General features: G+C 69.6%; 34 protein-coding genes and 1 pseudogene. 2 read left to right on the top strand and 33 right to left on the bottom strand.

Annotated elements, in window-relative coordinates; genetic code table 11:
* Nucleotides 1-489 (bottom strand): annotated as a pseudogene (locus VFJ94_RS07760) (tRNA pseudouridine(38-40) synthase TruA); the annotation flags it as partial.
* 113 nt (nt 490-602) lie between these two features.
* On the opposite strand from VFJ94_RS07760, the gene VFJ94_RS07755 reads away from it, so the two are divergent.
* On the top strand, nt 603-1,169 hold the full coding sequence (locus VFJ94_RS07755) for an AMIN-like domain-containing (lipo)protein (RefSeq protein ID WP_325003624.1): 567 nt from the start codon (nt 603-605) through the stop codon (nt 1,167-1,169).
* A gap of 118 nt (nt 1,170-1,287) precedes the next feature.
* On the opposite strand, the gene rplQ is transcribed toward VFJ94_RS07755, so the two are convergent.
* From rplQ to infA, 7 genes are all read right to left on the bottom strand, one after another.
* Nucleotides 1,288-1,818: a 50S ribosomal protein L17 gene (rplQ, locus tag VFJ94_RS07750; protein WP_325003623.1), complete on the bottom strand. Its 531-nt coding sequence runs from the start codon at nt 1,816-1,818 to the stop codon at nt 1,288-1,290.
* 71 nt (nt 1,819-1,889) lie between these two features.
* Nucleotides 1,890-2,918, bottom strand: a complete 1,029-nt coding sequence (locus tag VFJ94_RS07745) for a DNA-directed RNA polymerase subunit alpha (protein WP_325003622.1) — start codon at nt 2,916-2,918, stop codon at nt 1,890-1,892.
* Between the two features lie 158 nt (nt 2,919-3,076).
* Entirely contained in the window at nt 3,077-3,685 is a 609-nt protein-coding gene (gene rpsD, locus VFJ94_RS07740; protein WP_325003621.1) for a 30S ribosomal protein S4, read from the bottom strand.
* A 35-nt stretch (nt 3,686-3,720) separates the two neighbouring features.
* Nucleotides 3,721-4,116 carry a 30S ribosomal protein S11 gene (gene rpsK / locus VFJ94_RS07735; protein WP_325003620.1) on the bottom strand — a complete coding sequence of 132 codons (396 nt, stop codon included), beginning with the start codon at nt 4,114-4,116 and terminating at the stop codon, nt 3,721-3,723.
* Between the two features lie 65 nt (nt 4,117-4,181).
* Nucleotides 4,182-4,556 (bottom strand): 30S ribosomal protein S13, encoded by a 375-nt coding sequence (gene rpsM / locus VFJ94_RS07730; protein ID WP_325003619.1) that lies wholly within the window; start codon nt 4,554-4,556, stop codon nt 4,182-4,184.
* A 233-nt stretch (nt 4,557-4,789) separates the two neighbouring features.
* Nucleotides 4,790-4,903 (bottom strand): 50S ribosomal protein L36, encoded by a 114-nt coding sequence (rpmJ, locus tag VFJ94_RS07725; RefSeq protein WP_006592630.1) that lies wholly within the window; start codon nt 4,901-4,903, stop codon nt 4,790-4,792.
* Between the two features lie 118 nt (nt 4,904-5,021).
* Nucleotides 5,022-5,243 carry a translation initiation factor IF-1 gene (gene infA / locus VFJ94_RS07720; RefSeq protein WP_013493543.1) on the bottom strand — a complete coding sequence of 74 codons (222 nt, stop codon included), beginning with the start codon at nt 5,241-5,243 and terminating at the stop codon, nt 5,022-5,024.
* Between the two features lie 269 nt (nt 5,244-5,512).
* Here infA and VFJ94_RS07715 point away from each other — a divergent pair, with 269 nt between their 5' ends.
* On the top strand, nt 5,513-6,151 hold the full coding sequence (locus VFJ94_RS07715) for a hypothetical protein (RefSeq protein ID WP_325003618.1): 639 nt from the start codon (nt 5,513-5,515) through the stop codon (nt 6,149-6,151).
* Nucleotides 6,152-6,175: 24 nt separating this feature from the next.
* Here the strand turns inward: VFJ94_RS07715 and VFJ94_RS07710 are convergent, their stop codons facing one another.
* The 25 genes from VFJ94_RS07710 to rpsJ form a co-directional block, all read right to left on the bottom strand.
* Complete coding sequence (locus VFJ94_RS07710; protein ID WP_325003617.1) at nt 6,176-7,660, bottom strand: serine hydrolase; 1,485 nt, start codon at nt 7,658-7,660, stop codon at nt 6,176-6,178.
* A gap of 210 nt (nt 7,661-7,870) precedes the next feature.
* Nucleotides 7,871-8,716: a type I methionyl aminopeptidase gene (gene map / locus VFJ94_RS07705; protein WP_325003616.1), complete on the bottom strand. Its 846-nt coding sequence runs from the start codon at nt 8,714-8,716 to the stop codon at nt 7,871-7,873.
* 14 nt (nt 8,717-8,730) lie between these two features.
* Nucleotides 8,731-9,303 carry an adenylate kinase gene (locus VFJ94_RS07700; protein WP_325003615.1) on the bottom strand — a complete coding sequence of 191 codons (573 nt, stop codon included), beginning with the start codon at nt 9,301-9,303 and terminating at the stop codon, nt 8,731-8,733.
* Nucleotides 9,304-9,355: 52 nt separating this feature from the next.
* Nucleotides 9,356-10,681: a preprotein translocase subunit SecY gene (gene secY, locus VFJ94_RS07695; protein WP_325003614.1), complete on the bottom strand. Its 1,326-nt coding sequence runs from the start codon at nt 10,679-10,681 to the stop codon at nt 9,356-9,358.
* 163 nt (nt 10,682-10,844) lie between these two features.
* On the bottom strand, nt 10,845-11,339 hold the full coding sequence (rplO, locus tag VFJ94_RS07690; protein WP_325003613.1) for a 50S ribosomal protein L15: 495 nt from the start codon (nt 11,337-11,339) through the stop codon (nt 10,845-10,847).
* Nucleotides 11,340-11,341: 2 nt separating this feature from the next.
* Nucleotides 11,342-11,524, bottom strand: coding sequence for a 50S ribosomal protein L30 (gene rpmD, locus VFJ94_RS07685; RefSeq protein WP_045191891.1), 183 nt, complete (start codon nt 11,522-11,524; stop codon nt 11,342-11,344).
* Nucleotides 11,524-12,183 (bottom strand): 30S ribosomal protein S5, encoded by a 660-nt coding sequence (rpsE, locus tag VFJ94_RS07680; protein WP_325003612.1) that lies wholly within the window; start codon nt 12,181-12,183, stop codon nt 11,524-11,526. The genes rpmD and rpsE overlap by 1 nt, the downstream gene beginning before the upstream one ends.
* Before the next feature lie 64 nt (nt 12,184-12,247).
* Entirely contained in the window at nt 12,248-12,622 is a 375-nt protein-coding gene (gene rplR, locus VFJ94_RS07675; RefSeq protein ID WP_325003611.1) for a 50S ribosomal protein L18, read from the bottom strand.
* A gap of 3 nt (nt 12,623-12,625) precedes the next feature.
* Nucleotides 12,626-13,162 (bottom strand): 50S ribosomal protein L6, encoded by a 537-nt coding sequence (gene rplF, locus VFJ94_RS07670; RefSeq protein WP_325003610.1) that lies wholly within the window; start codon nt 13,160-13,162, stop codon nt 12,626-12,628.
* 13 nt (nt 13,163-13,175) lie between these two features.
* Nucleotides 13,176-13,574 carry a 30S ribosomal protein S8 gene (gene rpsH, locus VFJ94_RS07665; protein WP_325003609.1) on the bottom strand — a complete coding sequence of 133 codons (399 nt, stop codon included), beginning with the start codon at nt 13,572-13,574 and terminating at the stop codon, nt 13,176-13,178.
* 125 nt (nt 13,575-13,699) lie between these two features.
* Nucleotides 13,700-13,885: a type Z 30S ribosomal protein S14 gene (locus tag VFJ94_RS07660; protein WP_325003608.1), complete on the bottom strand. Its 186-nt coding sequence runs from the start codon at nt 13,883-13,885 to the stop codon at nt 13,700-13,702.
* A gap of 2 nt (nt 13,886-13,887) precedes the next feature.
* Nucleotides 13,888-14,466 carry a 50S ribosomal protein L5 gene (rplE, locus tag VFJ94_RS07655; protein WP_325003607.1) on the bottom strand — a complete coding sequence of 193 codons (579 nt, stop codon included), beginning with the start codon at nt 14,464-14,466 and terminating at the stop codon, nt 13,888-13,890.
* Nucleotides 14,467-14,468: 2 nt separating this feature from the next.
* Nucleotides 14,469-14,858, bottom strand: coding sequence for a 50S ribosomal protein L24 (rplX, locus tag VFJ94_RS07650; protein ID WP_325003606.1), 390 nt, complete (start codon nt 14,856-14,858; stop codon nt 14,469-14,471).
* 2 nt (nt 14,859-14,860) lie between these two features.
* On the bottom strand, nt 14,861-15,229 hold the full coding sequence (rplN, locus tag VFJ94_RS07645; protein ID WP_325003605.1) for a 50S ribosomal protein L14: 369 nt from the start codon (nt 15,227-15,229) through the stop codon (nt 14,861-14,863).
* Nucleotides 15,230-15,442: 213 nt separating this feature from the next.
* The gene (gene rpsQ, locus VFJ94_RS07640; RefSeq protein ID WP_325003604.1) at nt 15,443-15,769 is read right to left on the bottom strand and encodes a 30S ribosomal protein S17; all 327 of its coding nucleotides are present in this window, start codon (nt 15,767-15,769) and stop codon (nt 15,443-15,445) included.
* The gene (rpmC, locus tag VFJ94_RS07635; protein WP_325003603.1) at nt 15,766-16,062 is read right to left on the bottom strand and encodes a 50S ribosomal protein L29; all 297 of its coding nucleotides are present in this window, start codon (nt 16,060-16,062) and stop codon (nt 15,766-15,768) included. Before rpmC ends, rpsQ begins: the two co-directional genes overlap by 4 nt.
* Nucleotides 16,062-16,481 (bottom strand): 50S ribosomal protein L16, encoded by a 420-nt coding sequence (rplP, locus tag VFJ94_RS07630; protein ID WP_325003602.1) that lies wholly within the window; start codon nt 16,479-16,481, stop codon nt 16,062-16,064. The genes rpmC and rplP overlap by 1 nt, the downstream gene beginning before the upstream one ends.
* 2 nt (nt 16,482-16,483) lie before the next feature.
* Nucleotides 16,484-17,353 carry a 30S ribosomal protein S3 gene (gene rpsC, locus VFJ94_RS07625; RefSeq protein ID WP_325003601.1) on the bottom strand — a complete coding sequence of 290 codons (870 nt, stop codon included), beginning with the start codon at nt 17,351-17,353 and terminating at the stop codon, nt 16,484-16,486.
* Nucleotides 17,354-17,355: 2 nt separating this feature from the next.
* The gene (rplV, locus tag VFJ94_RS07620; RefSeq protein ID WP_325003625.1) at nt 17,356-17,739 is read right to left on the bottom strand and encodes a 50S ribosomal protein L22; all 384 of its coding nucleotides are present in this window, start codon (nt 17,737-17,739) and stop codon (nt 17,356-17,358) included.
* A 41-nt stretch (nt 17,740-17,780) separates the two neighbouring features.
* Nucleotides 17,781-18,062 (bottom strand): 30S ribosomal protein S19, encoded by a 282-nt coding sequence (gene rpsS, locus VFJ94_RS07615; protein ID WP_325003600.1) that lies wholly within the window; start codon nt 18,060-18,062, stop codon nt 17,781-17,783.
* Between the two features lie 16 nt (nt 18,063-18,078).
* Nucleotides 18,079-18,915, bottom strand: a complete 837-nt coding sequence (rplB, locus tag VFJ94_RS07610) for a 50S ribosomal protein L2 (protein ID WP_325003599.1) — start codon at nt 18,913-18,915, stop codon at nt 18,079-18,081.
* Nucleotides 18,916-18,947: 32 nt separating this feature from the next.
* The gene (gene rplW, locus VFJ94_RS07605; protein ID WP_325003598.1) at nt 18,948-19,247 is read right to left on the bottom strand and encodes a 50S ribosomal protein L23; all 300 of its coding nucleotides are present in this window, start codon (nt 19,245-19,247) and stop codon (nt 18,948-18,950) included.
* The gene (rplD, locus tag VFJ94_RS07600; protein ID WP_325003597.1) at nt 19,244-19,903 is read right to left on the bottom strand and encodes a 50S ribosomal protein L4; all 660 of its coding nucleotides are present in this window, start codon (nt 19,901-19,903) and stop codon (nt 19,244-19,246) included. The genes rplW and rplD overlap by 4 nt, the downstream gene beginning before the upstream one ends.
* On the bottom strand, nt 19,900-20,565 hold the full coding sequence (gene rplC, locus VFJ94_RS07595) for a 50S ribosomal protein L3 (protein ID WP_325003596.1): 666 nt from the start codon (nt 20,563-20,565) through the stop codon (nt 19,900-19,902). Before rplC ends, rplD begins: the two co-directional genes overlap by 4 nt.
* A gap of 11 nt (nt 20,566-20,576) precedes the next feature.
* On the bottom strand, nt 20,577-20,885 hold the full coding sequence (gene rpsJ / locus VFJ94_RS07590) for a 30S ribosomal protein S10 (protein WP_009775966.1): 309 nt from the start codon (nt 20,883-20,885) through the stop codon (nt 20,577-20,579).
* Between the last annotated feature and the right edge of the window lie 256 nt (nt 20,886-21,141).

The following is a 21,141-nucleotide window of genomic DNA, read 5'->3' as shown; positions in this document are numbered from 1 at the left end:
GAGCGCTCGCGACGCCTCCTCCATGGATGCGAGGTCGAGCGGCCGGCGCCACCACACGGTGTCCGCGCGCCGCAGCGGGTCGCGCTCGGCGGCGGGGTCGGCGAGCCGGTAGAGGTAGCGGCGCTCGACCGCCGAGAAGCGGGCGTCGAATCCCTCCGGCGCCCGGATGACCCGCCGCACCACGACATCGGGCGGCAGGATGCCGGCGAGCCGGGTGACGGCGGCCGCCTCCGGCGTGCGGTCGGAACGGCCCGGCACCGCGGCATACGCCGCCGCGTCGACGTCGACGTGGACGACCTGACCGCGCGCGTGGACGCCGGCATCCGTGCGTCCGGCGACCGTGAGCCGCAGCGGCTCCGCAGCGCGCACCAGCGTCGTCAGGGCGGCGGTGAGCTCGGCCTCGACGGTGCGCAGGCCCGGCTGCGCGGCCCAGCCGGCGAAGTGGGTCCCGTCATAGGCCACGTCGAGCCGCAGTCGGGTGTCCGTCATGGCCGGCGAGCCTAGCGCTCCTGGCCTGTCAACCCCGGCTCGCCCCTGGGCGTCATTTCAGCAGGGACCGTCGGCAACCGGCCGAGCGGCCTCGTCAGAAGGGAGAACCCGCCATGCTCACCATCTCCAGGCGCCGGCTGGCCGTCGCGGCCGCCCTCGCCTCCCTCGTCGCCCCGGTGGGGGCGGCGGCCACCACGGCGTCCGCCACGGCAGCCCCGACCGCGTCGGCGTCGAGTACGCCGTACTGCGGCATCTTCTGGGGCTCGCTCCCCAAGCAGTCCGCCTCCATGACCACCGCGCCCGTCCTCGGCGTCCGCTCCGGCATGCACGCCTGCTTCGACCGGGTCGTCTTCGACCTCGGCCGGGGTAGCGGCAGGGTCGGCTACAACGTCCGCTACGTCACCGAGGTCGCCGGCCCCAGCGGGATGCCCGTGCCGCTGGTGGGCGGGGCCAAGATCCAGATCACCCTCCACGCGCCGGCGATGCGGACCGTGCCCTCCTCGGGCGTCATCAACTACACCGGGTGGCAGACGTTCCGGCAGCTGAAGTACGTCGCCAGCTTCGAGGGCTTCACCGACTTCGGGCTCGGCGTGCGGGCTCGGCTGCCGATGCGGGTCTTCACCCTGACCAACACCGACGGCGGCCAGCGTCTCGTCGTCGACGTGGCCAACTTCTGGTGACCCCCCACCCAGATATCTGCGGGGCTACGTATCGCTATGGCGATATCCCACCCCGCAGATAACTGGGGGCCCCGGTGCCGTTATGGCGATGTCCCACCCCGCAGATAACTGGGGGTGGTCAGGCCTTCGTGTCGGGCTCGGCGACCTCGACGTCCGCGACCTCGGCGCCGGCCGGGGCCTCGACCACGGGAGCCTCGTCGACGACGGCGGCGGCGGGGGCAGCGGCGGTGTCGCGGGCAGCACGCCTCGCCGCGGCCTCGGCCTCCTTGACCGTCGCCTGCTTGGCCGACAGCGGCTCGCGCACGAGCTCGATGACGACCATCGGGGCGTTGTCGCCCTTGCGCGGGCCGATCTTCGTGATGCGGGTGTAGCCGCCCGCGCGAGCCGCCATGTCAGGGGCGATCTCGGCGAACAGGCGGTGCACCACGCCCTTGTCGCGCACGACCGTGAGCACCCGCCGGCGCGAGTGCAGGTCGCCGCGCTTGGCAAACGTGATGAGTCGCTCCGCGAGCGGTCGCAGCCGCTTGGCCTTGGCCTCCGTCGTCGTGATCCGGTCGTGCTCGAAGAGCGAGGTCGCGAGGTTGCTGAGGATCAGCCGCTCGTGCGCTGGGCCGCCACCGACGCGGGGGCCCTTGGTGGGGGTGGGCATTGTTGTCTCCTAGATGATCCGACCGGTCCGCTGCGTCTCTCGTGGGAGGCGGCTCGGTCACGGGCGGTTGGTCAGAGCTGCTCGTCCTCGACGTAGGACTCGTCGTCCGCCTCGTCGTAGTCGTCGGCGTAGTTGTCCACGATGGCGGACGGGTCGAACCCGGGCGGGCTGTCCTTGAGGGCGAGGCCCATGCCGACGAGCTTGGCCTTGACCTCGTCGATCGACTTGGCGCCGAAGTTGCGGATGTCGAGCAGGTCGGCCTCGCTGCGCCCGACGAGCTCACCCACGGTGTGGATACCCTCGCGCTTCAGGCAGTTGTAGGACCGCACCGTGAGGTCGAGGTCCTCGATCGGCAGCGCGAGGTCCGCGGCGAGGGCGGCGTCGGTCGGCGACGGGCCCATGTCGATGCCCTCGGCCTCGACATTGAGCTCCCGGGCCAGGCCGAAGAGCTCGACGAGGGTCTTGCCCGCGGACGCCATCGCGTCGCGCGGCGGCATCGAGTTCTTGGTCTCGACGTCGACGATGAGGCGGTCGAAGTCCGTGCGCTGCTCGACACGGGTCGCTTCCACCTTGTACGTCACGGCAAGGACCGGCGAGTAGATCGAGTCGACCGGGATGCGGCCGATCTCCTGGTCACCGGACTTGTTCTGCTGCGCGGAGACGTAGCCACGGCCACGCTCGACGGTCAGCTCCATCTCGAGCTTGCCCTTGTCGTTGAGCGTCGCGAGGTGCAGGTCGGGGTTGTGCACCTCGACGCCCGCGGGCGGCGTGATGTCACCGGCGGTGACGGCGCCGGGACCCTGCTTGCGCAGGTACATGACGACCGGCTCGTCGTGCTCGGAGGAGACGACGAGGCCCTTGATGTTGAGGATCATCTCGGTGACGTCCTCCTTCACCCCGGGCACGGTCGAGAACTCGTGCAGCACGCCGTCGATGCGGATGCTCGTGACCGCCGCACCGGGGATGCTGGAGAGCAGGGTGCGGCGGAGGCTGTTGCCGAGCGTGTAGCCGAAGCCGGGCTCGAGTGGCTCGATGGTGAAGCGTGAGCGGTTGTCCGCGACGGCTTCCTCGGAGAGCTGGGGGCGCTGTGCGATGAGCACTGGTGACTTCCTTCCCACGGGCGACCGCTATTTGACGCCTCGTGAAACTGCCCGGTCGTGATCCGGGCGGGCCGGCTCGGCTCTGTCTGCGAGCGCGACCCCACGCACAAGGAGGGCGTATGCCGCTGGGCTGGCCCAGCGGCATACGCCGCCTTGCGTCAGTTCTTGGAGTAGAGCTCGACGATGAGCTGCTCGGTGAGCTGCGAGTCGATCTGCGCGCGCACCGGGAGCTGGTGGATCAGGATCTGCAGCGAGCCGGGCACGACCTGCATCCAGGCCGGGACCGGGCGCTCGCCGAAGGTCTGCCGAGCGAGCTCGAACGGGAACGTCTCGACGGACTGCCGGCGCACCGTGACGATGTCGTACTGCTCGACCCGGTAGGACGGGACGTCCACGCGCTTGCCGTTGACCTCGAAGTGGCCGTGGGTGACGAGCTGACGCGCGTGGCGCCGCGTGCGGGCGAGGCCCGCGCGGTAGACGACGTTGTCGAGGCGTGACTCGAGGATGGTCAGCAGGTTCTCACCGGTCTTGCCGGGACGCTTGGCGGCCTCCTGGTAGTAGCGGAAGAACTGCTTCTCCATGACGCCGTAGGTGAAGCGGGCCTTCTGCTTCTCCTGCAGCTGGGTGAGGTACTCCTTCTCCTGGATCCGGCGACGGCCGTGCTGGCCGGGCGGGAAGGGACGGAGCTCGAAGTTCTTGTCGCCGCCGACGAGGTCGACCTTGAGGCGACGGGACTTCTTCGTGATCGGGCCGGTGTAACGAGCCATGAGCTATCTCTGCCTTCTCTGAGGTCTCGGCCGGATCAGACGCGACGGCGCTTGGGCGGGCGGACGCCGTTGTGCGGCGTGGGGGTCACGTCGCTGATCGAGCCGACCTCGAGGCCGGCGGCGGTCAGCGAGCGGATCGCGGTCTCGCGGCCGGAGCCGGGACCCTTGACGAACACGTCGACCTTGCGCATGCCGTGCTCCATGGCACGCCGGGCCGCGGCCTCGGCAGCCATCTGGGCGGCGAAGGGGGTGGACTTGCGCGACCCCTTGAAGCCGACCTGGCCCGACGAGGCCCAGGCGATCACGGCACCCGTGGGGTCGGTGATCGAGATGATCGTGTTGTTGAACGTGCTCTTGATGTGAGCGTGCCCGTGGGCGACGTTCTTCTTCTCCTTGCGACGAACCTTCGTCGCGCGAGCCTTGGGAGGCATGTCTCTCCTACGTCAAAGAAATACGGGGGGCCGGGGTCAGCCCGGGAGGTCGCCGAAGCGACTGGTCACTTGGCCTTCTTCTTGCCGGCCACGGTGCGCTTCGGGCCCTTGCGGGTGCGAGCGTTCGTCTTCGTGCGCTGCCCGTGGACGGGCAGGCCGCGACGGTGACGCAGGCCCTCGTAGGAGCCGATCTCCACCTTGCGGCGGATGTCGGCCTGCACCTCTCGGCGCAGGTCACCCTCGAGCTTGAAGTTGCCCTCGAGGAAGTCGCGAAGCGCGACGAGGTCGGCGTCGCCGAGATCCTTGACGCGGATGTTGGGGTCGACGCCGGTCGCGACCAGCGCCTCCTTGGAACGGGTGCGACCCACACCGAAGATGTAGGTCAGAGCGACCTCGACGCGCTTCTCGCGCGGAAGGTCGACGCCAACAAGACGAGCCATGTTGGGGGTGCTCCTGGTTTCTGTCGTCACGGAGGTCTGGTGCAGTCACCGATCCGGTGTGTGTCCGTCACGCAGAAGGACGGACTCCGGTCCCCGGCCTCCGCGACCGGGGGTGACGTCCTGCGCCGGCTCGACGAGCCGGTCTTCAGGGGCCGGGTGCTGCGATTCTCTTGGTGCGATCTTCTCTTGGTGCGTGCTGTCGAAGCCCTCGACAGTGCCGGTGGTGCGGCTGCTCAGCCCTGGCGCTGCTTGTGGCGCAGGTTCTCGCAGATCACCATGACCCGGCCGTTGCGCCGGATCACCTTGCACTTGTCGCAGATCTTCTTGACGCTCGGCTGAACCTTCATCTGCCTGCTGTCTCTTCAGATCGTGCCCTGCCACGCCGGGCCCACGGCGGGCCCGCCATCCCAGGTGCGGGTGGAGTCGGGTGTTGGTGCCTCGCGGGCGGGGACGCGCCCCGTCCGCTCAGCGGTAGCGGAAGACGATCCGACCGCGGGTCAGGTCATAGGGCGAGAGCTCCACGACGACCCGGTCCTCGGGGAGGATCCGGATGTAGTGCTGGCGCATCTTGCCCGAGATGTGCGCGAGAACCTTGTGACCGTTGGAGAGCTCAACCCGAAACATCGCGTTCGGGAGAGCCTCGACGATCGTGCCCTCGATCTCGATGACACCGTCCTTCTTGGCCATATCCTCCGTCGATCCATGCGGCGGCCGACCCGGAATGGGGCGGCCTTGAAATGTGCCCGGTGCCGCGCTCGCGCACGGCATGATGAAGCGGGCGCCGGGACACGCGACACCCAAAGGACAAGACTACGCTACGGGGTCGCCCAACCCGAAATCGCCCCGACCGCGGGATGCTCGGCAGGGCCGGCTTGGCCCAAGCATCGCCACACGGCGATGCTCGGCAGGGCCGGCTTGGCCCGAGCATCGCCACACGGCGGCGGCATACTGAGACCGTGACGCCGCCGGAGAGCATCGAGGACTACTGGGCCCGCGTGCTGGCCGCGGCTGACGGGTCCGGTCGGCTGCCGGTCGCGGTGACTGAGATGCCGGGGTGGGAGGTCTTCCCCTACGAGGTGGACGGGCTGCGTCTCAAGCCGCTGGCGCCGCTCGCCGACGAGGAGCCGCCGCGGCGGGGCGAGCGTCGGGAGGACTGCTGGTGCGCCGGGCCCGCCCTGGCCGACGACGGCACGCTCGTGTGGAGCAACGCGCGGTGGCGGCTGGAGCTGACCCCCGACACGGGCCTGCCCCTCGGGCTGACCCTGAGCCCGATGGAGCACCACGACCTGCCGACGCTGCCGCGCGAGCTCGCCGCCGAGATGGGCCAGCTCGTCGCCGCGGTCGCGGACGCGGTCGAGCACGTCCCCAGCGTGGGGCGCGCTCAGGTCACCAAGTTCGGCGACGGCGGCGCGCACCTGCACCTGGGGTTCCTCGGCCGCCCGGCCCGCGCGCTGCAGCTGCGCGGCTCGCCCCTGCTCGACTGGGAGAAGAACCTCCCCCGTATGCCGCTCGAGGGGCTGCAGGCCAACGCCCGGGTCGTGGCCGAGCGCCTCATCGTCGACGTCGGGGGCGCGGCCGGCACGCTGGGGCGCTGAACCTCGGGCCGCCGACCGCCGCGGTCACGCCGGGAGGTGGCCCGCCGCCGTGCCGGTCGTCGTCTCGGTCGCCGGTCGCCGCACCGCGAGGTCGAACAGGTCGTCGCCCATGAGCGACGGCTCCCGCCATGAGAGCCGCGCCTCCCCCGTGGCCCGGCTGCCGTCGACGAGCACCCGGTGCGGCGTCTCGATGAGCAGGACCTCGCCGCGGAAGCAGTCGTGATCCACCCAGCCGGCGGAGGCGACCACCGGCAGCAGCCCACCGGGGCCTCGCACGACCGACTCGTGCCACGTGCCGTCACCGGCGAGGATGACGAGCTCCTCCCCGGCCGTCTCGAGCGTCAGCTGCCAACCGGTGGCGGCGCGCGCGACGGCGACGGCGGCATACGAAGGAGCAAGGTCGGACGCGGCGGCCCGGGCGAAACGGAACCGGTCGGGACCGGCGACGGCGCTCGGCACGGGCGGCATCGCCAGGGCGTCGAGCCGCGACTGCAGGTCGGCGTCGGCGGCCGCCACCGCCGGGGTGACGGGGCCGGCCGGACCGCCCAGGGCGGGCAGCAGGTGCGCCCACACGGCGTCGAGGACCGCCTGCATGTCCGTCTCCTCGCCGGTGATGGCGACGACGGCGTCCTGCTCGGGCAGCACGATGGCGAACTGGCCGAAAGCGCCGTCGCCGCGGTAGCCGTGCCTGGCGATCCAGAACGAGTAGCCGTAACCGCAGTGCCAGTCCGGCTTCGGCTCGGGGTCGCGGTTAGGCGGGCCGAACGCTCGCGTCGCCTCCTCGAACCACGCGTCCTCGAGGACCCTCCGGCCCTGCCAGACGCCTCGGTCGAGGTAGAACTGGGCGAACGCGAGGATGTCGTCGAGCCGCAGGTGCGCACCGCTGAAGCCCAGGTCGCGTCCTGACGGGTCCGTGTGCCACAGGACCTCGCCGATGCCGAGGACGTCGAACAGGCGCGGCCGCAGCACGTCCACGACCCGCTCCCCCGTGACGTGGGTGACCGCCGCGGACAGCAGGAAGGTTGCCACCTGGTTGTAGGTGAACACTGTGCCCGGCTCGTGCTCCGGCGGCATCCGCAGCACGAGGTCCACCCAGTCGGTGGACGCCTCGGAAGCCGCTGCCGCCTTTGCTACCGCAGGCCACGCGTCGACGTCGTGGCCGACGGTCATGCTGAGGCAGTGGCGCACCTCGACGCGCTGCCACCGCTCATCGACGGACGCGCGGTCGCGCACGGGCAGGTGGTCGAGGATGGGGGCGTCGAGCCGGAGCCGGCCCTCCTGGACGAGGAACCCGACGGCTGTGGCCGTGAGGCTCTTGCTGAGGGAGTAGACGAGCGACAGCCGGTCCGGGCTGTAGGGCTCCCAGTGCCCCTGCACCACCATGTGGCCGTGCCTGGCGATGGCGAGCCCGTGGAGGCCAAGGCCGCGGTCACGGGCCGCGTCGAGGAAGCCGATGATGCCGGCGGCGTCGACGCCCTGGGCGCTTGGCGCGCTCGAAGGAAGGATCATGGTGGGAAGCGTACGGCGCCCGGCAGCACCGCGGCGCCCACCCCGTCGAGTGGCCACTTCGGTACACCGCCGCCCGCGCGGAACTGGCCACTCGACCACCGGAGGGCACCCGCACCCGCGCGAAAGTGGCCACTCGACCACCGGAGGCCACCCCGGCCCGCGCGGAAGTGGCCACTCGACTTGAGGGGGGCGGCGCCCAGGGGAGCCGGCTCAGGCCGCGATCGGGGCGTAGGCCGCGCCTGCAGCCTCGAGCAGCGCCTCGCCGCCGTCGAGCGCGGTGAGCACCCACAGACCCGAGGCTCGCACAGCGACGGTGTGCTCGAAGTGGCAGGCCCGCGACCCGTCGGACGTCACAACGGTCCAGTCGTCGTCGAGGACCCGGGTTTCCGTGGAGCCGAGGGTGATCATGGGCTCGATGGCCCCGGTGAAGCCGTCGACGAGCTTGGGGCCTGCGTCACGGACGGCATAGTTGGGGATCTGCGGGTCCAAGTGCATCTTCGGGCCGATGCCGTGGCCGACGTAGTCCTCGACGATGCCGTACTCGCGCCCGTCACGGGCCGCGGCGGCGCTGATGCTGGCCTCCACAGCGTCGCCGACGGCATACAGCCGGCCGCCGACCCGCATCGCCGCCATGCCGGCCCACAGGCTCGCCTCGGTCGCCGCGATGAGGTCGCGGTCCTCGGGACGCGCCACGTCGGGGCCCCCGACGACGACGGAGAACGCGGCGTCGCCGTTCCAGCCCCGCACCTCGGCGCCGCAGTCGATGGAGAGCAGGTCACCGTCCCGCAGGACGCGCCCGCCCGGTATGCCGTGCACGACCTCCTCGTTGACGCTCGTGCACAGCGTGTGCGCATAGCCGGGCACGAGCTGGAAGTTGGGTATGCCGCCATGGCTGCGGATGAAGTCCTCCGCCACCCGGTCGAGGTCGAGCGTCGTCACGCCCGGGCGGATCTCGGTGCTCAGCAGGTCCAGGGTGCGAGCGACGAGCAGCCCCGCCTCACGCATGAGGAGGAGCTGCTCGTCGGTGCGGCCGGGGAGCCTTCGGCGTCCGAACACGGCGCGGCGCCGGCTCAGGACTGCCCGACGCGCAGCGCGGTGAGGATGCGCTCGGTGACCTCGTCGACCTCGCCCATGCCGTCCACCTGCACGAGGAGGCCCGCGGCGGCATAGTGCTCGGCCAGGGGCGCGGTCTCTCGACGGTAGATGGCCAGGCGCTCGCGGATGACGACCTCGGTGTCGTCGATGCGACCCTCCATCTCGGCACGGCGCAGCAGCCGCGCCACGACGGCGTCCTCGTCGACGGTGAGCTCGAGGACGGCGTCGAGGCGCTCGCCCCGGGCCGCGAGCATCTCGTCGAGGGCCGCGACCTGCCCGGCCGTGCGCGGGTAGCCGTCGAGGAGGAAGCCGTCCCGGGCGTCGGGCCATGTGAGCCGGTCATCGACGATGGCGTTGGTGACCTCGTCGGGCACGTAGCCGCCGGTGGCGAGGATGGCCTCGACCTGCTGGCCGAGCCCGGTGCGGTTCTTGATGTTGGCGCGGAAGATGTCGCCGGTGGAGATGGCCGGGATGCCGAGGCGCTGGCAGATGCGGGCCGCCTGGGTGCCCTTACCCGCGCCGGGGGGGCCGAGGATGATCAGGCGCATGTCGCGTCCTCCACGAAGTCCGGAGCGCGGCGAGTGACTGCGTGGCGTGACGTCAACGGAGGAACCCTTCGTAATGGCGCTGCTGGAGCTGGGCCTCGATCTGCTTGACCGTCTCGAGGCCGACCCCGACCACGATGAGGATCGACGTGCCGCCGAACGGGAAGTTCTGGTTGGCGCCGACGAGGACGAGCGCGATGAGCGGGATCAGGGAGATGAGCGCCAGGTAGATGGCGCCCGGGACGGTGATCCGGGTCAGGACGTAGTTGAGGTACTCGGCCGTGGGTCGCCCGGCCCGGATACCCGGGATGAAGCCGCCGTACTTCTTCATGTTGTCGGCCACCTCGATGGGGTTGAAGGTGATCGAGACGTAGAAGAAGGTGAAGAAGAGGATCAGGACGACGTACGTGACCATGTAGACCGGGTGGTCGCCCTTGACCAGGTTGTCCTGCACCCACTGCACCCAGGCCGCGTTGTTGCCGTCGGCCCGCGTGTTGAACTGCGCCACGAGGCCCGGCAGGGCGAGCAGCGACGACGCGAAGATGACCGGGATGACGCCGGCCATGTTGACCTTGAGCGGGATGTAGGTCGACGTGCCGCCGTACATCCTGCGACCGACCATGCGCTTGGCGTACTGCACCGGGATGCGCCGCTGCGACTGCTCGACGAAGACGACCGCGGCGATGACGAAGATGCCCATGATGAGGATGCCGAGGAAGGTTCCCCAGCCCTTGTTCTCCTTGATCGACCACAGGGACCCGGGGAAGCCCGCGGCGATCGAGGTGAAGATGAGCAGCGACATCCCGTTGCCGACGCCCCGGTCGGTGATGAGCTCGCCGAACCACATGATCAGGCCGGTGCCGGCCGTCATGGTGAGCACCATGATGAGGATCGTCACGGTGGAGGTGTCCGTGAGGATCCGGTCGCACCCGCCGCCGAAGAGGCTGGACGGGTTGCGCGCGAAGGTCACGAGGGTCGCGGACTGCAGGACCGCCAGCCCGATCGTCAGGTAGCGGGAGTACTGCGTGAGCTTCGACTGGCCGGCCTGGCCCTCCTCCTTGAGGGCCTCGAAGCGCGGGATGACGACGGTGAGCAGCTGCACGATGATGCTCGCCGTGATGTAGGGCATGATTCCGAGCGCGAACACCGACAGCTGCAGCAGCGCGCCGCCGCTGAAGAGGTTGGCGAGGTTGAGGAAGCCGCTCTGGTCGCTGCCACCGGTCGCCTTGCTCTGCGCGAGGCAGTTCTGGACGAGGTTGTAGCTGATGCCTGGCGTCGGCACGTGCGAGCCGAGCCGGAAGAGGGCCACGATGCCGAGCGTGAAGAGCAGCTTCTTGCGCAGGTCCGGGGTTCGGAACGCGCGGGCGAAAGCGGCGAGCACTGGGTCCTCCTGAGCGCCACGCGGACGGCGTGGCCTTGTTCTGCGATCCGCTGAAGGTTAACGCACGACGTGAGGCGCCCCGGGCACCCGACCGCGACGACCGACCTGGGTCGGTCGAGCGGACGGGCGCCCGGGGCGCTTCGTCACCGAGGCTCCGGTCGGGTCACTCGCCTGCGGCGAGCGCCGTGACGGAACCGCCGGCGGCCTCGATCTTCTCCTTGGCCGAGGCCGAGAACTTGTGCGCCTCGACCTGCACCGGCACGGAGATCTCCCCGGTGCCGAGCACCTTGACGGGATGGCCCCGGCGGACCGCGCCACTGGCCACGAGGGCCTCGACGGAGACCGCACCACCCTCGGGAAAGAGGACCTGCAGGCGGTCGAGGTTCACGACCTGGTACTCGGTGCGGAACGGGTTCTTGAAGCCGCGCAGCTTGGGCAGACGCATGTGCATCGGCATCGCGCCACCTTCGAACCGCTCCGACACCTGGTAGCGGGACTTCGTCCCCTTGGTGCCACGGCCGGCCGTCTTGCCCTTGGAGCCCTCACCGCGACCCACGCGGGTCTTGGGGGTCTTGGCGCCGGGTGCCGGCCGCAGGTGGTGCACCTTGAGCGCGGAGCCCTCGGTGCCCTTGGTCGACTCTGCGTTGGTGTCGGTCATGATCAGTCCACCTCCTCGACGGTGACGAGGTGGGTCACCGTCTTGACCATCCCGCGGATCTCGGGACGGTCCTCCTTGACGACGACGTCGCCAATGCGCTTCAGACCGAGGCTGCGCAGCGTGTCGCGCTGGTTCTGCTTGCCACCGATCTCGGAACGGGTCTGGGTCACCTTGAGACGGGCCATCACGCACCCGCCTTCTCGGCCGCGCGGGCCTCGGCGATACCGGCGGCGCGGGCCCGGAGCATCGCGGCCGGGGCCACGTCCTCGAGCGACTTGCCGCGGCGGGCCGCGACGGCTTCCGGCTGCTCCAGGTCGCGAAGCGCCTGGGCCGTGGCGTGCACGATGTTGATGGCGTTGTCCGAGCCGAGCGACTTGGACAGGACGTCGTGGATGCCCGCGCACTCCAGGACCGCGCGGACCGGGCCCCCGGCGATGACACCGGTACCGGGCGAGGCGGGGCGGAGCAGGACGACGCCGGCGGCGGCCTCACCCTGGACGGGGTGCGGGATGGTGCCCTGGATGCGGGGCACCTTGAAGAAGCTCTTCTTCGCCTCCTCGACGCCCTTGGCGATCGCCGCGGGCACCTCCTTGGCCTTGCCGTAGCCGACGCCGACCGTGCCGTCGCCGTCACCGACGACGACGAGGGCGGTGAAGCTGAAGCGACGTCCACCCTTGACGACCTTGGCGACGCGGTTGATCGTCACGACCCGCTCGACGTACTGGCTCTTCTCGGCGTCCCGGCCGTCCCGGTTGTCACGGCCGCCACGGCGGTCGCCCCGGTCCCCGCGCTCGGTGGCGGGACCCGTTCCGGTGCCGGTGCCTCGACGCTGCTGTCCGGGCATCAGATGTTCCTCATCTCAGAAAACGACATCTTCGAAAACGACGCGGTTGCGGTCTCGATGTTCGTCACAGGGACAGCCCACCTTCACGCGCGCCCTCGGCGATGGCCGCGACGCGACCGTGGTACTTGTTGCCGCCGCGGTCGAACACGACCGCCTCGACGCCGGCGTCCTTGGCGCGGGCGGCCACCAGCTCGCCGACCCGCTTGGCCTTGGCCGTCTTGTCACCGTCGAAGGCGCGCAGGTCGGCCTCCATCGTGGACGCCGACGCGACCGTCTTGCCGACCGTGTCGTCGACGACCTGGACGAACAGGTGCCGCGTGGAGCGCGAGACCACGAGACGGGGGCGGGCCGTCGTGCCGGCGATCTTCTTGCGACCGCGCACCTGGCGGCGGATCCGGGCGGCGGCCTTGCTCTTGCCGCGCTTGATGATCATAGCCATGGGTTACTTACCGGCCTTTCCAACCTTGCGACGGATCTGCTCGCCGGCATACCGAACTCCCTTGCCCTTGTACGGGTCGGGCTTGCGCAGCTTGCGGATGTTGGCCGCGACCTCGCCGACGAGCTGCTTGTCGATGCCCTGCACCGAGAAGCGGGTCGGCGCCTCGACGGCGAACGAGATGCCCTCTGGGGGCCGAATGAGGATCGGGTGGGAGTACCCGAGCGAGAACTCGAGGTCCGAGCCCTTCGCCACGACGCGGTAGCCCGTGCCGTAGATCTCCATCTTCTTCTCGTAGCCCTCGGTGACCCCGAGGACCATGTTGTGCAGGAGCGAGCGGGTCAGCCCGTGCAGCGACCGCGAGGCTCGCTCGTCGTCAGGACGCTGCACCTGCACGGCGTCGTCGCCCTTCTCGAGGGTGATCGGCTCCGGGACGGTCAGGGTGAGCTGGCCCTTGGGGCCCTTCACCGCGACGTCCCGGCCGTCGACCGTGATGTCCACGCCCGACGGGATGGAGACGGGAAGTCGTCCGATTCGCGACATGTCGAAGGTCTCCTTACCAGACGTAGGCGAGGACTTCCCCACCCACGCCCTTCTCGTGTGCCTGACGGTCCGTCAGCAGCCCGGACGACGTCGAGAGGATCGCCACGCCGAGGCCACCGAGCACCCTGGGCAGGTTGGTGGACTTGGCGTAGACGCGCAGGCCCGGCTTGCTCACCCGGCGCACACCGGCGATGGAGCGCTCCCGGTTGGGGCCGTACTTGAGGTCGATGGTCAGCGTCTGACCGACCGTGGCCTCCTCGACCCGCCACGAGGCGATGTAGCCCTCGGCCTGGAGGATCTCGGCGATGTTCTTCTTGAGCTTCGAGTACGGCATGGAGACGACGTCGTGGTGCGCCGAGTTGGCGTTCCGGACGCGGGTCAGCATGTCCGCGATCGGGTCAGTCATGGTCATGTGGGCTTCTGCCCTTCCTCACCGGGGTTTCGACCCGGCACCCGCCGGGTGGCGGTATGCCGCTGTGGCCGACCTACGGTGCCGAGGTGTTGTCGAGGTGTTGTCGAAGGTGGAAAAGGTGGTGCTTACCAGGAGCTCTTGGTCACGCCCGGCAGCTCGCCGGCGTGTGCCATCTCGCGAAGGCAGATCCGGCAGAGGCCGAACTTGCGGTACACCGAGTGCGGGCGGCCGCACTTCTGGCAGCGGGTGTAGGCGCGCACCTGGAACTTCGGCTTCCGGTTCGCCTTGTTGATCAGCGCGGTCTTCGCCATGGTCAGTTCTCCTTGAAGGGGAAGCCGAGCGCCCGCAGCAGCGCGCGACCCTCGTCATCGGTGGTGGCCGTGGTGACCACGGTGATGTCCATGCCGCGGACGCGGTCGATCTTGTCCTGGTCGATCTCATGGAACATCGACTGCTCGTTCAGGCCGAACGTGTAGTTGCCACGCCCGTCGAACTGCTTGGGCGACAGGCCGCGGAAGTCGCGGATGCGCGGGAGCGCGATCGTCACGAGACGGTCGAGGAACTCCCACATGCGGTCGCCGCGCAGCGTCGTGTGCGCGCCGATCGGCATACCCTCGCGGAGCTTGAACTGGGCGATGGACTTGCGCGCCCGGGTCACCACCGGCTTCTGGCCGGTGATGGCCGTGAGGTCGCGCACGGCGCCCTCGATGAGCTTGCTGTCCTTGGCGGCGTCACCGACACCCATGTTGACGACGACCTTGACGACGCCGGGCACCTGCATGACGTTGGCGTGGCCGAACTGCTGCTGCAGCGCGGCCTTGATCTCGTCCTGGTAGCGCTGCTTCAGACGCGGCTTGGTCCGCGTGCCGGGCTGGGTGATCGTTTCGGTCATGCTCAGAGGTCCTTGTCCGATGCGACCGCGACGCGCACGCGGGTCGCCTTCTGGCGCCCGTTCCGCTCGACGGTCTCGACCCGCGTCCTGACGCGGGTGGGCTTCTTCGACTCCGGGTCGACGACGGCCACGTTGCTCACGTGGATCGCCGCCTCGGTGTGGGTCAGGCCGCCGGTGCGCGTGCCGCGGGCCGTGGCGCCGGCCTTGACGTGCTTGGTGACGCGGTTGATGCCCTCGACCAGCACCCGCTGGGTCTCCGGGTAGACCGCGATGACCTTGCCCTGCTTGCCCCGGTCGCCGCCGTTCTTCTGGCTGCGGCCGGAGATGACCTGGACGAGGTCACCCTTCTTGATCTTCATCTTCACGGGTGTCTTTCCGGTGCTCTTGGCCATGCTCACAGCACCTCCGGCGCCAGCGAGATGATCTTCATGAACTTCTTCTCGCGCAGCTCCCGGCCCACCGGGCCGAAGATTCGGGTACCTCGCGGGTCGCCGTCACCCTTGAGGATGACCGCGGCGTTCTCGTCGAACTTGATGTAGGAACCGTCGACGCGGCGACGCTCCTTGACCGTGCGGACGATGACCGCCTTGACGACGTCGCCCTTCTTGACGTTGCCGCCAGGGATGGCGTCCTTGACGGTGGCGACGATCGTGTCGCCGATGCCGGCGTACCGACGGCCCGACCCGCCGAGAACCCGGATGCAAAGGAGCTCCTTGGCACCGGTGTTGTCGGCGACGCGCAGTCGCGACTCCTGCTGGATCACTGTCTAACTCCTGTCGTCGTGCCGGTTCTCACGAGCAAAGAATTCGCGTTCAGCGCGATCTCCTTGCTCGTAAGCCTTGCCGAACTGGATGGGGATGTGGTCTCCGCGAGCCATGCCAGCGGCATACGCAATGCCACTGGTCCGGCATTCCGGCCACGCGGGTAGTTCGGGGTGCACGGGGGGGCAGGGCCGCCAGGGCCGAACCCCCATGTGCTACTTGGCCTTCTCGAGGATCTCGACGAGGCGCCAGTGCTTGGTCGCGGAGAGCGGCCGCGTCTCCATGATGAGCACGCGGTCGCCGATGCCGGCCTCGTTGTTCTCGTCGTGCGCCTTGACCTTGCTCGTGTGGCGGATGACCTTGCCGTAGAGGGCGTGCTTGACGCGGTCCTCGACCTCGACCACGACGGTCTTGTCCATCTTGTCGCTCACCACGTAGCCCTGACGGGACTTGCGGTAGCGGCGCTCGGTCTGCCCGGGCGCCGCAGCGGGGGCGGCGCCTGGGGTGCCTTCGGTCACGCTGACGTTCTCCTGCTCGCTCATACCTGCTCCTCCTGCGCCTTCGCGCCCTCGCCGGTCGCGGCGGCGGCCGCCTCGCCCGCGGGCTGGGCCGGCGCGGACCCGATGCCGAGCTCGCGCTCACGCATCTCGGTGTAGATCCGCGCGATGTCCTTCTTGACCGCCCGGAGCCGGCCATGGTTGTCCAGCTGGCCGGTGGCCGACTGGAAGCGCAGGTTGAACAGCTCCTCCTTGGCCTTCTTCAGCTCGTCGGCGAGCCTCGCGTCGTCCAGACCACGCAGCTGCTCGGGCGCCAGGTCCTTGGTTCCGACTGCCATCAGATGTCACCACCCTCACGCTGGATGAAGCGGCACTTCATCGGGAGCTTGTGCATGGCAAGGCGCATCGCCTCGCGGGCCACCGACTCGCTCACGCCCGACAGCTCGAACATGACGCGGCCCGGCTTGACGTTGGCGATCCACCACTCCGGGGAGCCCTTGCCGGAGCCCATGCGGGTCTCGGCCGGCTTCTTGGTGAGCGGACGGTCTGGGTAGATGTTGATCCACACCTTGCCGCCACGCTTGATGTAGCGGGTCATCGCGATACGGGCGGACTCGATCTGCCGGTTGGTGATGTAGGCCGGCTCCAGGGCCTGGATGCCGTACTCACCGAAGGAGATCCTGGTGCCGCCCTTGGCCGGTCCGTGACGGTCGGGGTGGTGCTGCTTGCGGTGCTTGACTCGACGGGGAATCAACATGGTCAGGCCTGCTCATTCTGGGTAGCGGCGGACGCGGGAGCCTCGGCAGCCGCTGCACCGGTCACAGTGGACGTCACAGCGGACGTCCCCGCAGTCTCGGTGCCGGCCGCTGCCGAGGCGCTGCCGAGGTCGGGGCGGTCACCGCGGCGGGCGCGGCCCGGCCGGTCACCGCCGTCGCGGCGCGGTCCACGGGACGGCCGCGGGGCGGCGGCCTGCTGGGCGGCGAGCTCCTTGGCGGTGACGTCGCCCTTGTAGATCCACACCTTGACGCCGATGCGCCCGAACGTCGTGCGGGCCTCGTAGAAGCCGTAGTCGATCTGCGCCCGCAACGTGTGCAGGGGCACCCGACCCTCCCGGTAGAACTCGGTGCGGCTCATCTCGGCGCCGTTGAGGCGACCCGAGACCTGCACCCGGATGCCCTTGGCTCCGGCGCGGGTGGCCGACTGCATGCCCTTACGCATCGCGCGACGGAAGGACACGCGGGCCGAGAGCTGCTCGGCGATGCCCTGGGCCACGAGCTGCGAGTCGATCTCGGGATTCTTGACCTCGAGGATGTTGAGCTGGACCTGCTTGCCGGTCAGCTTCTCCAGCTCGCCGCGGATGCGGTCGGCCTCGGCGCCGCGGCGCCCGATGACGATGCCCGGCCGTGCCGTGTGGATGTCGACGCGGACGCGGTCACGGGTGCGCTCGATCTCGACCTTGGCGATGCCGGCGCGCTCCATCCCCTTCTCCATGAGGCGCCGGATCGCGACGTCCTCCTTGACGTAGTCGCGATACCGCTGACCCGTCTTGGTGGAGTCGGCGAACCAGCGGCTCTTGTGGTCCGTGGTGATGCCGAGACGGAAGCCGGTGGGGTTGACCTTCTGGCCCATGGTCAGCGACCTCCCTTTCGGTTGGACGTGCGGGGGTTGTCGAGCTGGGACACGACGACCGTGATGTGGCTCGTGCGCTTGTTGATCCGGCCGGCGCGGCCCTGGGCCCGCGGGCGGAACCGCTTCATGGTCGGGCCCTCGTCGACGAACGCGGCGGTGATGACGAGCTCGCGCTCGTCGAACGCGGCCGACTCGCGGTCGGCCTTGACACGCGCGTTGGCGATGGCGCTCTCGACGACCTTCTTGACCGGCTCCGACGCAGCCTGGGGCGCGAAGCGCAGGACCGTGACGGCGTCGGTGGCGGCCTTGCCGCGGATGAGGTCCACGACCCGGCGGGCCTTCTGGGGGCTGACGCGGACGTGCCGCGCCGAGGCCTTGGCTTCCATGACGTCTTCCTTGCCGGCGGGTGAGGTGGTTGCGGTGGCCATCAGCGACGACGACCCTTCTTGTCGTCCTTCACGTGACCGCGGAACGTGCGCGTCGGCGCGAACTCGCCCAGCTTGTGGCCGACCATCGACTCGGTGACGAACACCGGGACGTGCTTGCGGCCGTCGTGCACGGCGAAGGTGTGGCCGAGCATGTCGGGGCTGATCACCGACCGGCGGGACCAGGTCTTGATGACGTTCTTCGTGCCCGCTTCGTTCTGGGCGTCCACCTTCTTCTGGAGGTGGTCGTCGATGAAGGGGCCCTTCTTCAGGCTACGAGGCATTCCTTGAGGCTCCTTATCAGCGCTTCTTGCCAGTCCGGCGGCGACGCACGATGAGCTTGTCGCTTTCCTTGTGTCCCTTGCGGGTCCGGCCCTCGGCCTGACCCCACGGGCTGACGGGGTGACGACCACCGGAGGTCTTCCCCTCACCACCACCGTGCGGGTGGTCGACCGGGTTCATGGCGACACCACGGACCGTGGGGCGCTTGCCCTTCCAGCGCATGCGCCCGGCCTTGCCCCAGTTGATGTTGCTCTGCTCGGCGTTGCCGACCTCCCCCACCGTCGCGCGGCAGCGCGCGTCGACGTTGCGGATCTCGCCCGACGGCATACGCAGCTGCGCGTGGGGACCCTCCTTGGCGACGAGCTGGACCCGGGCGCCCGCGGAGCGAGCGATCTTCGCGCCACCCCCCGGCTTGAGCTCGATGGCGTGGACGACGGTGCCGACGGGGATGTTGCGCAACGGCAGCGCGTTGCCCGGCTTGATGTCGGCGGCGGGGCCGTTCTCGATCGGGTCGCCCTGGCGCAGCCGGTTGGGCGCGAGGATGTAGCGCTTCTCGCCGTCTGCGTACTGCACGAGCGCGATGCGAGCCGTGCGGTTGGGGTCGTACTCGATGTGCGCGACCTTGGCCGGCACGCCGTCCTTGTCGTGGCGACGGAAGTCGATGACGCGGTAGGCGCGCTTGTGGCCGCCGCCGATGTGGCGGGTCGTGATCCGGCCGGCGTTGTTGCGCCCACCGGACTTGGCGAGCGGCCGCACGAGCGACTTCTCCGGGGTGGAACGCGTGATCTCGACGAAGTCGGCGACCGACGAGCCGCGACGGCCCGGCGTGGTCGGCTTGTACTTACGGATACCCATGTCTTTATGGCCTCAGTTTCTCTGCGTCGATCTCAGGCGCCCGCACCGAAGATGTCGATCGAGCCCTCGCGGAGGGTGACGATCGCACGCTTGGTGTCCTTGCGCTTGCCGATGCCGAAGCGGGTCCGGCGGGTCTTGCCCGGGCGGTTCAGCGTGTGCACCGAGTCGACCTTGACGGCCCAGATCTGCTCGATCGCGATCTTGATCTCCGTCTTGTTGGAGCGGGGGTCGACGATGAAGGTGTACTTGCCTTCGTCGAGCAGCCCGTACGACTTCTCGGAGACGACCGGCGCGATCAGGATGTCGCGGGGGTCCTTGGCGTGGATGCTCACTTCGAGTCCTCCTTGGCGGCAGCCGTCGGGTCGGTGGCGGCGCCCTTGTCACGCTTGACCGGGCCCGCGACGAAGGCGTCGAGCGCGGCCTGGGTGAAGACGATGTCGTCGGCGCAGAGCACGTCGTAGGTGTTGAGCTGGTCCGCGACGAGAACGTGGACGTTGTCGATGTTGCGGACCGACTTCAGCGCCACGTCGTCACCGCGCTCGATGACGACGAGCAGGTTCTTGCGGTCGGTGAGGCCCCCAAGGAGCGCCACCGCCTGCTTCGTCGAGGGCAGCTCGCCTGTGACGATCTGCTCGACGACGTGGATGCGGCCGTGGCGTGCCCGGTCGGACAGGGCCCCGCGCAGGGCGGCGGCCTTCATCTTCTTGGGGGTGCGCTGCGCGTAGTCGCGCGGCTGCGGGCCGTGCACGGTGCCACCGCCGGTGAACTGGGGCGCCCGGGTCGAGCCCTGGCGCGCCCGGCCGGTGCCCTTCTGGCGGTAGGGCTTGGCCCCGCCGCCGCGGACCTCGCCGCGCGTCTTGGTCGCGTGGGTGCCCTGGCGGGCCGCCGCGAGCTGGGCCACCACGACCTGGTGGATCAGGGGGACGTTGGTCTGGACATCGAAGATGTCGGCAGGCAGGTTCTGCGGAGTCGTGGCCATGTCGTTCATGCACCCTTCGCGGCCGTGCGGATCAGGACGATGCCGCCGCGGGGGCCAGGAACGGCACCCTTGATGAGCAGCAGGCCCTTGTCGGCGTCAACGGCGTGGATCGTGAGGTTCTGGGTCGTCTGGCGCACGCCACCCATGCGGCCGGCCATGCGCATGCCCTTGAAGACACGGCCCGGCGTGGAGCAGCCGCCGATGGACCCCGGCTTGCGGTGGTTCTTGTGGGCGCCGTGCGAGGAGGACACGCCGGCGAAGCCGTGCCGCTTCATGACGCCGGCGAAGCCCTTGCCCTTGGTCGTGCCCGTCGCGTCGACGCGCTGGCCGGCCTCGAACACCTCGGCGGTGATCTCCTGGCCGAGCGCGTAGTCGGCCGCGTCGGCCGTCCGCAGCTCGACGAGGTGGCGGCGCGGCGTGACGCCGGCCCGCTCGAAGTGGCCGGTCATCGGCTTGTTGACCTTGCGCGGGTCGATGGCGCCGAAGGCGATCTGCACGGCGGAGTAGCCGTCGGTCTCGACGTCGCGCACCTGGGTCACGACGCACGGACCGGCCTGCACGACCGTGACGGGGACGAGTCGGTTGTCGGCGTCCCACACCTGGGTCATGCCGAGCTTCTCCCCGAGCACGCCCTTGAGGACCTTGTTCGAGATGGTGGGGGCAACAGTCATGATCAACCGCCTCAGAGCTTGATCTCGATGTTGACGTCCGCCGGCAGGTCGAGACGCATCAGCGAGTCGACGGCCTTCGGCGTCGGGTCGATGATGTCGATGAGGCGCTTGTGCGTGCGCATCTCGAAGTGCTCGCGGCTGTCCTTGTACTTGTGCGGCGACCGGATGACGACGAAGACGTTCTTCTCCGTCGGGAGCGGGACCGGGCCCACCACGGTGGCCCCGGCACGCGTCACCGTGTCAACGATCTTGCGCGCCGAGTTGTCGATGACCTCGTGGTCATACGACTTCAAGCGGATGCGGATCTTCTGTCCCGCCATCTGAGGTACGTCTCTCTCTCGCCGAACTCTTCCGAGCCGGTTCCCTTGGCCTCCGACCCCCGAGGTCGGGCGTGTCGCGCCCGCTTCGCGGCGGAAGGCGCGCACCGACGTGGTGGCACATTCCGTTGGAGTGCCCGGCCGAACCGGGTGGCCTGCGCTTCCCTCGGGCCTCGCTCGGGGATCGTCCCGAGCCAGTCCGGTGCTGCGTACGAGGGGCGGCGACGCCGACATGGGTCAGCGACGCGCGACAGGCAAC

Origin of the sequence: Intrasporangium sp., assembly GCF_035688975.1 — a bacterium.
Taxonomy (GTDB): Bacteria; Actinomycetota; Actinomycetes; order Actinomycetales; family Dermatophilaceae; genus CALMNV01.
Note: the sequence above shows the minus strand (reverse complement) of the source record. Positions and strands in the feature narration are given on the sequence as shown.